The organism is Streptomyces sp. NPDC050287 (genome assembly GCF_044459385.1).
Classification (GTDB): Bacteria; Actinomycetota; Actinomycetes; order Streptomycetales; family Streptomycetaceae; genus Streptomyces.
The window spans coordinates 1-10,170 of the sequence record NZ_JBITIY010000037.1; the positions used below are offsets into that span (position 1 = coordinate 1).

Below are 10,170 nucleotides of genomic sequence, written 5' to 3' on the forward strand. Positions count from 1 at the left end.
TTCCTCAGCGCAGTAATCCAGACATCGGTTCCGCTCTGCCTGGCTCTCCGCTCACCTATGGCAAACCGGTGAACGTTGCCGGTCACAGCACTAGCAGTCCTGCTTGTGCAGGTGGGCTCTGGGAACGCCAGCTCCCCACACTGCGCCGAATGTCCAGCCCGCCGACTGCGTCAAGCATGTCTGCCAAGCCCACCCGCGTGCTGACCCACGAACACCACGGCCCGGCCCCGCGATGGTGGACCGGGCCGGACAGACCGCCACGACACCCGTCTGACCGACCGTCGAGGCGGCCGGCCTCGACTCGGCCGCCCCTGGACACGAAGGGACCCTCGTACACCCTCAGACCGTCTCCAGCTCTGCCTTCCGCCCGCCGATCGTGGTGCTGTGCGGGTCGACCAGGTACTGGGAGCAGCTCGCCGAAGCCCACCTGTACGAGACCGTGGCCGGCCGTATCGTCCTGGCGCCTGGCCGCAACATGAAGCAGCCGCACCCGTTATCTCGGGTGCCGAGAAGGCGACAGGCATGTGAGGTAAGTAGCTCTTGACGCCCGTGCCTGACAGATAGCTATGGGCTGTTCAGGCACGGGCTGTACGTTCGGATACGGCCTTCTCGTTGCTGTTTGACCGGTGGCCGGCTGCCGAGCTGCCGCACCCGGCAGTGGCAGGCTTAGACGGCCACGCTCCCCATCACGGTCCTTGCCTGAACCGAAACCGGTCGACAGGAGTCCTTGTTCGTGTCTGCTCGACACGCACCCGCGGAGCCGTTGCATCATGACCACACCCTTACCGCCCTTCTGGCCGCACTGCGGACAAGGCGCGACCCGAGCCGATCGGGTCGGCTGCCGCGGTATCCACGTCCCCGGGCACACCGCGTGCCTGGCCCACCTCACCGACGCCGACCGCACCGCCTACCTGACCGGCCTGACCCCCGGCGCCGACATCGACCACCGCGGCACTCCCTTCACTCAGCCACTGCTGGAGACCTTTCTCAACGCCCTCACCGATCCCTCCACCGGCAAGCCCCGCATCGGCTCTGCGTGGTTCGATGGGGCGCAGTTCGTCGGCCACGCCCGGTTCCGCGGGACGCAGTTCGCTGACACCGCCGAGTTCCGCGAGGCGCAGTTCGCCGGCCCCGCCGACTTCCGCGAGACACAGTTCGCCAGCAGCGCCTGCTTCGAAGGAACGTGGTTCGCCGACACCGCCGAGTTCCGCGAGGCGCAGTTCGCCGGCCCCGCCGAGTTCGGCTGGACGCAGTTCGCCAGCCTCGCCAGGTTCCGCGAGGCACGGTTTTCCGGGTCCGCCGAATTCGTCGATGCACACTTCGACTACATCGCCGACTTCGAGATCGCGCAGTTCTCCCGCACCGCCCAGTTTGACGGGGCGCGGTTCGCGGACTCCGCGTACTTCAACTGGGCGCAGTTTTCAGGCCCCGCCCGGTTCCGCGAGGCGCAGATCGCCGGCCACGCCCGGTTCCGCGAGGCACAGTTTACGGGTGTGTCGGTGTTGGGGCCGTTGGTATGTGCGGAGGAGGTGGTGTTGTCGGGGGCGGTCTTTGCGCTACCGGTAACGGTGGAGATAACGGCGCAGAGGATGGTGTGTCAGCGGACGCGGTGGGAGTCGACGGCGACTTTGCGCGTGCGGTACGCGGCAGTCGACCTTGGCCATGCGGTCCTGACCGCCCCCGCTGCAGTGATCTTCCACCCCACCCCCTTTACCCACGACGGCAGCGCTGTGAGCGAGTCCCTGCTGGGAGGCCCCAGCATCCCGGACCGGGTATCGATCGTCTCAGTGCAGGGAGTGGATGCCGCGCACCTAGTACTGACCGGCACCGACCTGACCGACTGCCTGTTCTCCGGAGCTTTCCACCTCGACCAGATCCGTCTGGAAGGCCGTATTACCTTCGCCGACGCCCCCACCGGCTGGCACCACCGCGGCATCCGCCCAGTGCGCTGGACCCGCCGACGTGTCCTTGCCGAGGAACACCACTGGCGCGCCCAGACCGCCGGCCAGCCTGTTCCTCCCGCAGGCGCGGCACCGGATCCCCGTCTGTGGCGTCCCGGACCGCACCACACCGACCCCGCCCGCACCCCTGACCCGGAAGACGTCGCCACGCTGTACCGGCAGCTGCGCAAAGCGTTCGAGGACGGCAAGAACGAACCCGGCGCCGCCGACTTCTACTACGGCGAATGCGAGATGCGCCGCCACGACACGACCGGCACCACGACGGGCGAACGCCGCCTGCTATGGGGCTACTGGCTGCTGTCTGGCTACGGCCTGCGCGCCTCCCGCGCCTTCACCTGGCTGCTCGCCGCCATGACGTTGACCGTGCTGCTCCTCATGGGCGTCGGTCTTCCCACCCACGACCCCGACCCCACCACCGCCGGAACCCTGAACGGCAGCAGGATTAGCCTCAACACCAGCACCCCCGACCCTGCCTTGCACGGGGGCTGGTCCAAGCGCATGACCTGGGCCCGCGCGGAGAAAGCCACCCGCGTCGCCATCAACTCGGTCGTCTTCCGCTCCAGCGGCCAGAACCTCACCACCGTCGGCGCATACATCGAGATGACCTCCCGCCTCCTCGAACCCACCCTCCTCGCCCTCGGCGTCCTCGCCATCCGCGGACGCATCAAACGCTGACCGCGCCCCCGGCAGCACAGGTATACGGCCCGAGGACCATCCCAGCCAAACAGGAGTTCCGGCAACGGTTCCGTCGAATCGTTGCCGGCTATGTGCCTTACTTGCCTGCACCACTCACCATGCTCCTGAGCTGCGCAGAGTCTTTCCCTCCCCTGGATGCTGTGGGACGACCCCGTCCAGGCCGACCGCCTCAAGCAGGTCCTGGACGACTTGCTTCTGCGGAAGATCGACCTCGCCGACGAAGTCCTGGTGGTCAACCCGGGCGGTTACATCGGCGCTAGCACCCGGCGCGAGATCGACTACGCCCGCAGCCTCGGCAAGCCCATCCGCTACACCCACCCGGCAACCGAGACAGGGCCCCGCCGGTGAGCGGCATGACCGGCCGCGTGTCCCTCGAGCGCGGCCAGCCCGTCACGGTGCTCATCGCGTACTGCGCCCGTCGCGCGCCCGATGTCGCCGGCGACTGGCTGTACTTCGCCTGGCCCGGGCGCCGACCGGCCGCCGGGCCCCGCAACGTCGCGGTGCGACGCGTCGACGGCAGCACCGTCGTCCGGCCCTTCCGAGGCCTGACCTACCTCCAACCCCCTGCCAAACCCACCGCGGAACGGGAGCCCGCCCGATGAAGCGCCCCTCCTTCTTTCGCCGTTGCGGCCACGCGTCAGGCGCCCTCAGCCTCAAGGACCGGCCGCCGTCGACCAGTTCCGCGCACTGCTCGGCCGCAGCGCCATCAGCGACTCCCCTGGCGCCTTTCGAAGTCAGGCGCGGCCAAAGGGGGAGCGCAGCCGGGCCTGGTAGGCGAGACGCTCCTGTTGCTTCGAGTTCCGGCTGCCCAGGGCGATTGCCGGCCATCCTTCCTCAGGCGGCCCTCGTTTTAAGGCGATTGCCTTACGGTGCTCGCAGGTCATCCCCGACACCGGAGGAGTCCCCCCATGACTGAAGCAATCCCTGACTACCCCTTCGACCAGCCGAACCCACTGGAGCCCCCGCAGGAGTGGACCGAGACGCGGGCGAAGTGCCCCGTGGCACAGGTACGGATGCCCAGCGGGGACGTCGTCGGCCTGCTGACCGGCTACGAAGAGGTCCGTGGGCTGCTGACCGACCCGCGGTTCAGCCGCAATCTCGCCCGGCAGGGCGCCGCACGCATGTCGACCACCGAGGACGGCGGGCTGTTCAGCCGGCCCGCGGTGGGCGACGTGGACAACCAGGAGGGTCCGGGGCACCGACGGTGGCGACGACTGATCAGCCCCGCGTTCACGATCAAGAAGATGGAGGGGTGGCGCCCGCGCGTTCAGCAGATGGCCGACGACCTGGTCGATGCGATGGTGGCCGAAGGCTCACCCGCTGATCTTCGTGCGGCCGTGGCACTTCCCCTTCCGGTGCGGGTGATCTGCGCGCTACTAGGCGCGCCGAGCGAGGACCAGGACAGGTTCGCCCGCTGGTCGGAGGTCCTGCTGACGCTGACGCGCTACACGCAGTCGGAAGTGGACGACGCGCACCGGGAGTTCCACGCCTACGCCTCGGATCTCGTCGAGCGCAAGCGGACCCACCCGGGAGACGACCTGCTCAGTGAGCTGACCCAGATCTCCGACGCCAGGGACGGCCGGCTCAGCCATGACGAACTCATCAACACCGTGGTCGGCCTGCTGCTGGCGGGGCATGAGACAACCTCGAACATGATCCTGAAGATGACGGCCCTGCTGATGGCGCAGCGGGAGCGCTACGAAGCCGTGTGTGCCGATCCGGGGCTGATCCCGGGCACGGTGGAAGAGGTCCTGCGGATGGACACGCTCGGCGGAGTGGGCATACCCCGGTTCATCACCGAGGACACGGCGGTCGGCGGGGTGCCGGTGCGCCCCGGAAGCACGCTGTTCGTCAACCTGCACGCCGCCAACCGGGACGAGCGCAAGTTCCCTGACCCCGACCGGTTCGATCCGCGCCGTGGGAACAATGCCCAGCACCTCGCCTTCGGCGCCGGACCGCACTTCTGCGTCGGTCAGACGCTCGCCCGGGTGGAACTGCAGGTGTGCCTGGCCACTTTTGCCGAACGCCTCCCTGGTCTTCGTTTGCGGGACACCCCTGACGGCCTCCGCGTCCGTGACGGGGTCGCGGCGGGCGGCTTCGAGGACATGTGGGTCACCTGGTGACCGGCGGTGCAGCACGGTGGACGACCGGGAGGGCAACGATACGATGAAGGTCACGGCTGACCAGGAAGCCTGCTGCGGCAGTGGAATGTGCGTGGTCAGGGCAGAGGGGGTCTTCGACCAACGAGAGGAGGACGGTGTTGTGGTCGTGCTGGACAGTGCTCCGCCGCCGGAGCATGTCGAAGCCGTCCGTGAGGCAGCTGCAGTCTGCCCGACCGGGGCCATTCACCTGACGGAATGACACTTTCCGGCCCGGCTGCCCCGCCTTCTCCCCGCTCGGCGCTCGCGCGCGACAAACTGATGCGCACCGCCGAACGGCTCTACGCCGAGCGTGGCTTCGCTGGCGTCTCGGTCAGGCAGATCAGCGAGGCAGCCGGCCAGCGCAACAACTCAGCGGTTCAGTACCACTTCAAAACCCGCGACGGGCTCATCAAGGCGATTCTGTCGAGCCACACCGGTCTCGTCGAGACACACCGGATCGCCATGGTGGAGGCAGTCCGCGAGCAGGACACCGTAAGCCTTGAACAGCACTACCGCTGCGTCATCCTGCCGCACATCCAGCACCACATCGAAGCAGGCACACCAACATGGAGTGCCCGCTTCTCCGCCCAGGCCCTGGTCGAGCCCGCACTCCGCGACTACGCCCTGGAGGAGCATCAGAAAAGCCCTTCGCTCCGCCTCCTGGACGAGATCGGTGCCATCCGCCGGGACTCCACCAGCCCCGACCTCCTCGCGCGGCACGGCACCATGGTGCGCCAACTCTCGGTGCACGCCTTCGCCGAGCTGGAGTACGATCTGGCGCATGGCCGTATCGCCCCCGCCGCGGCGGCTGATTCCTGGCGCCTCCTGGGCCAGGACCTGATCACGGCATTGTGCGGGCTCACCACCGCCCTGCTGGGCCCCTCATAACGAGCCCACTCGGCCACCCGGGGCGCCGACCGCCGGAGATGCCGCTGAGGTCCGGCGGTGGGCCGAACGCCGTATCGATCATGAGGTGGATCAGTTCGGTCCTGCCCGGCACGTAGCGGTACAGCGACATGGTGGCGAAGGCGAACTCGGCCGCCACCCGCTGCATGCACACAGCCTCTCTGTCGGTATCGATCCCCCGATGTCAGCGTCGGCGTAGCGGTGTGCGTGTCGGACGGTGTGGGTGTTCTCACCCAACAGCAGGACGCAGCAACAGAACCTTCCACGGCACCCAACAACGTCGTCCGCCCTGCGCCCTCCCACCCCCTCTTCGACGCCGCGATGGCCAAGCTCAACAGCCTCATGAGGGCCCCGACCGATGGCCGGCCACAGGCGGTCGACCTCGGCATGCCGGTCTTCACCGCCGCCTCACCTAGACGGGCGCGTCGTCAGGGCTGACAGGGGCAGCGTGGACGGCGAAGACGGGCCATCGCCGGGGTTAGCCGAAAAGGGGCCATGAGAGGCAAGGGGGTGCGCAGCGCTGGTCTGCGGCACCAGCGGAGCGCCGGGCGGCCGCTCAGGACATCGTCGACGTCTCGTACGACGAGGCCGTCGACCTCATCAACGAGCGCCTGTACCAGCGCAGGGTCCGCCTCGCGTCCGGCAGCGCCGCCGACTGGAGGCGGGCGTGGACGCGCAGCCGACTGCCTCCGACCCGGGCTCCACGGCCGTCACCGAGCCTGCGGCCTGAGACCGGCACGTCCTCGGATCACCGAGGTGACCCCCGCGTTCTGACGGCTCCCCGTGCCGCCCCAACCCCGCCGCGGGCTGGGGCGGTGCGGAGGACCCGGCAGCCGGCCCGATCCCCTTACGCACCAAGGAGACCTTGTGACCGACATTCTCGAAGCGGCCGCAGAGCACTCAGCGGATCAACCGGCCTCAGGGGGCGGGATATGGCAGCGGATGTCACCGATGAGGGTCAGCAGCCGCGGATCAACCTGCAATGGAGGGCGGGAAGGCAGAGCGACTGTGCTGGGGGCGTGTTGGATGAGCAGGCTGCGCAATCGGGAGACGGCGCGGGTGCGCTCGGTGTCGTCCAGGTGTTCCAGCAGGATTTCGATGCGGACCTGCCACTCTCTCTTCAGGTGGATTCGGATCTGTTCCACCTCGGTGGCCTCCGCGGTCTGCAGTTCGCCCGCGATCTGGTCCAAACGTTCCAGTTCCACCCGCTCGCGCCGGGCGTCGCCCCGGGCGAACCAGCTAGCCAGCGCCTGCCGCAACCCGGTCCAAGTGTTAGCACCCACGGCATCTACCAATGCGGCCCCGCATGCCGCGGCCAGTGCCGTCAACTCCCGCTCCAGCATCGCTCCCCCTCCTTGGCCAACCGGCATGGCAACCACGCTGTCGCCGACTCCGACACCGCGTCAGTGCGCTCCGGGGGCAGCCGACGTACTGATGGACTAAAAGACGCCAGGGGCTGTTCCGTTGGTTCTTCGGCGAGAACTACTGCACCCCATACCACTTTGCGGATCAATCGGCCTCAGGGGGCGGGATATCGAAGCGGGTCTCACCGATGGAGGTCAGCATCCGCGGATCAACCTGCAATGGAGGGCGGGAGGGGAGAGCCGGAGCTCCAGACGGCTCCGCCGTCGCTTCCGGATCCGGCTCCTGGTCCGGGTCGGGGACTGGCGGCTGTGTGGTGTCCATGGGAGGTGCGGGCTCCCTTCGGGAGATGCGGGTTGATTACTCCGACACTGAACGCTGCCGCGGCCAGCGCCAGGCACAGGAGCGAAGACTTGATCCACTTTCTCTTGGGCCGTGCGGCAGCCTCGATCTGTTCCACCGCCAAAGCGGTGTGGTCCTGCAAGGCCAGCATGGTCGTCTCGGCTTCGACGGCGACGTATTCCACGAGGCGGCTGGGATTGAGGGTCCGGATCTCCCGCGGCCACAGCACCATCGCCGCGAACACTGCGCTGGCAGCGCTGAAGGCAATACTCGGAACCTGCCAGGCGAAGGGCAGTCCTCGATTCAATGCGACCACGGCACCGTCGAACGCCAGCAGGACACCTGCCTTCCCATCGAGGGCCCGCAGGTTGGCCAAGCGGCGGTCGTACTCCCGCTCTACCACCCCCATCAGCACGGCCACCGAAGGAAGTCCGGGGTTCGTCGATGGGGCCGCAGGAGGAGCGGCGCCAGACCGTCGTGGCCAAGGAATGCGGGTCACTCGGCCAGTGTGAGCGGCGTCCTGCGAAAATCCAACCGGACTCCTACAATCCGCTCGGGCAACGACGACGCCGACGATCCGCCTTTCTGACAGCACCTTCAAGTGAGTGGAGGCTGCCGGTGCGGAAAACCCAGCTCAACGTGTCCGCTTCGCTGTATGTGATGGGTCTGCTGGCGCTTGCTCCGTAGGAAGGTCAGGGTTAGGTCGAGTCCTTCGATCTCGCCCTGTCACCCTTCCTCGACCGCCCGTTTTCGGCGGTTGATCAGGTCCTCCTCCAGTTCATCGAGTCGTGGCAGCATCTTCGGGTTGATGCTGAGCATCGGGCAGCGGATACAGGCGTGTTCGTGCGCGCAGGGGGTGCCGTAAGGTCGGCAGCAGGAGCCAAGGTCGACGCGGCGCCTCCCTGGCCTCCAACTCCTCGAATCATGAGCGCATCGAAGTCGCCTCCTCCACCGCCACGGTAGAGACGGGAAGTACCGAACACAGCCCGATCAGCGCTGCCACGCGTTCGCGGAAGTGTCACGCTCCCGGCCCCTCCCCCACACACATCCCCAACATTCACCCGCTGAGGGCAATGTGGGGCGGCCTGCAGCCAACGTTCAGGTGAACCCGCAATCCGGACAAAACCGCCTCCTGCCACAGCCGTGTAACAGCGGCTGCACAGGTACAACTCCCGCCCCGCCTCGCCGGTCGCACCTGGTGTGTCGCACACCTGTGCCGCGGCGGAACCGGTGCCGCCCGGCGCGACTCCTCTAGTCCCGACCGAAGTTGGAGTTGACCCGTGCCCAGGAAGTCCCTGCCGACGCGGCTTGCCGCCACTGCCGCGCTCCTGCTCACCGCAGGCGCACTGTCCACGCCCGCCGCCTCAGCGACGCCCTCGGACGCCTCCCCCGGCGACGCCTACGTGCTGACCGTGAGCACCAACCCGACCAGCACCGACTACGACAACCGCCGCGTCAACGTCACCGGCACGGTCACCAAGGCTGACGGCACCCCGGCGCCCAACATCCCCGTCACCATTCAGGAAGTCGTCCGCTTCACCACCTGGAATCCGTGGGGCGACCCGATCGACCCCACCTACTATGAGCCGCGCGACCTGGGCAAGCCGGTCACCGACGCCAACGGGAAGTTCACCATTCCCCGCGTCGCCATCGATCACGTGACCGGCAGCAGCCTGCTCAACGTCCAGCACGAGGTGCAGATCACGGCCCTCTACGACGAGGACGGCGACCTCAACACCCCGCAGGACGGCTACTTCGCGGACACCACCGTGGCCGCCAACGCCAAGTCCAGCTCCGTCACTTACAAGGTCAACAAAAAGAAGGTGAAGGCGGGCGACATCCTTACAGTCCAGGGCAAGGTCACCCTCCCCAAGGGGGTCGAGCCCCAGGGCACCGAAATCTTCCTGCAGACCTACTGGGAGCAGGAGTACCACGTGAAGACGACCGTCGAGGACGACGGCTTCTTCGTGCTGTCCGTGCGTGTCTCGCGCGACGACAACACGTTCAAGCTGCGCACCGCTCCCACGGACCTCTACGTGGCGGGCGCGGACCAGCCGCTCCCGATCACCAACACCTCGCTCCCCCGCACCTAGCCTTGCACACGGCGGGACTTCGGGCCCAAGAGGGCCGTAGCCCCGGGAGAAGGGAGCCCACGGGTCCAGCCACGGGTCACCCTCGCGTGAGCGAAGGTGACCCATGCGCTGGTGTGCGGCCTGCGAGGCTCCGGGGCTGCGCGGTCAGGACGGAGGCGAGTTCGGCGGTGGCCGCCTGGGCACAGAGTGCGTACGTAATCAGCGGTCCGGCGCAGCTCCCGGGCACAGACAACCCGGTGATCGTTTGGGTGCACGGCCCCTTCGGCAGTCGTCAGTTGAGCTGCTCGGCCGGTCCGATGATGCCCGCGGGCTGCGGACGCAGCCAAGCCGAGAGCTGCGCCTGCCGCCACCCGATCGGCGACCGCCGCAACATAACCGGCGCCCCCTGGGGCCTGGCCGGCGCCGAGGCCGTCCTCAAACTCCGTGCCCTGACGACAACGACGACTTCGACGCGTACTGGACTTTCCAACTCGGCCAGGAGCACGAACGTCTCTACCCCGCCCCCGACCAGCACAGCTACCAACTCACGACCTGACTCGCGGACTTCCCAGAGCTGGAGCTACACCCATCCCTTAGACGCCATCCGCTTATCGATCACGGGGCTGGCCTGGTCGAACAGGGTTCCTGATCGGGTGATCGCGCGAGAGCCGGCGCATGACAGCAGGGCCT

8 protein-coding genes and 2 pseudogenes are annotated in these 10,170 nt (G+C 67.8%); 8 read left to right on the forward strand and 2 right to left on the reverse strand.

The annotated features are described in order from the left end of the window. Nucleotides 1–770: 770 nt before the first annotated feature. The 6 genes and pseudogenes from ACIBK3_RS46555 to ACIBK3_RS46580 all read left to right on the forward strand — a co-directional run bounded on the left by ACIBK3_RS46555 (nt 771) and on the right by ACIBK3_RS46580 (nt 5,686). Nucleotides 771–2,636 carry a pentapeptide repeat-containing protein gene (locus ACIBK3_RS46555; protein WP_399374723.1) on the forward strand — a complete coding sequence of 622 codons (1,866 nt, stop codon included), beginning with the start codon at nt 771–773 and terminating at the stop codon, nt 2,634–2,636. 150 nt (nt 2,637–2,786) lie between these two features. Next, nucleotides 2,787–3,005 (forward strand): annotated as a pseudogene (locus ACIBK3_RS46560) (hypothetical protein); the annotation flags it as partial. A 5-nt stretch (nt 3,006–3,010) separates the two neighbouring features. Then, nucleotides 3,011–3,259, forward strand: coding sequence for a hypothetical protein (locus ACIBK3_RS46565; RefSeq protein ID WP_399374724.1), 249 nt, complete (start codon nt 3,011–3,013; stop codon nt 3,257–3,259). A 306-nt stretch (nt 3,260–3,565) separates the two neighbouring features. Beyond that, nucleotides 3,566–4,780 carry a cytochrome P450 gene (locus ACIBK3_RS46570; RefSeq protein WP_399374726.1) on the forward strand — a complete coding sequence of 405 codons (1,215 nt, stop codon included), beginning with the start codon at nt 3,566–3,568 and terminating at the stop codon, nt 4,778–4,780. A 43-nt stretch (nt 4,781–4,823) separates the two neighbouring features. Then, on the forward strand, nt 4,824–5,018 hold the full coding sequence (locus tag ACIBK3_RS46575; protein WP_399374733.1) for a ferredoxin: 195 nt from the start codon (nt 4,824–4,826) through the stop codon (nt 5,016–5,018). Beyond that, complete coding sequence (locus ACIBK3_RS46580) at nt 5,015–5,686, forward strand: TetR/AcrR family transcriptional regulator (protein ID WP_399374728.1); 672 nt, start codon at nt 5,015–5,017, stop codon at nt 5,684–5,686. Before ACIBK3_RS46575 ends, ACIBK3_RS46580 begins: the two co-directional genes overlap by 4 nt. A 926-nt stretch (nt 5,687–6,612) precedes the next feature. Here ACIBK3_RS46580 and ACIBK3_RS46585 read toward each other — a convergent pair. Continuing rightward, a complete protein-coding gene (locus ACIBK3_RS46585; RefSeq protein ID WP_399374729.1) occupies nt 6,613–7,047 on the reverse strand; it encodes a hypothetical protein in 435 nt (144 codons plus the stop codon). Nucleotides 7,048–7,277: 230 nt separating this feature from the next. Beyond that, nucleotides 7,278–7,829 (reverse strand): hypothetical protein, encoded by a 552-nt coding sequence (locus ACIBK3_RS46590; RefSeq protein ID WP_399374731.1) that lies wholly within the window; start codon nt 7,827–7,829, stop codon nt 7,278–7,280. A gap of 859 nt (nt 7,830–8,688) precedes the next feature. Here ACIBK3_RS46590 and ACIBK3_RS46595 point away from each other — a divergent pair. After that, nucleotides 8,689–9,501: an acyl carrier protein gene (locus ACIBK3_RS46595; RefSeq protein WP_399374732.1), complete on the forward strand. Its 813-nt coding sequence runs from the start codon at nt 8,689–8,691 to the stop codon at nt 9,499–9,501. 338 nt (nt 9,502–9,839) lie between these two features. Then, nucleotides 9,840–10,036, forward strand: a pseudogene (locus ACIBK3_RS46600) (ISKra4 family transposase); the annotation flags it as partial. Between the last annotated feature and the right edge of the window lie 134 nt (nt 10,037–10,170).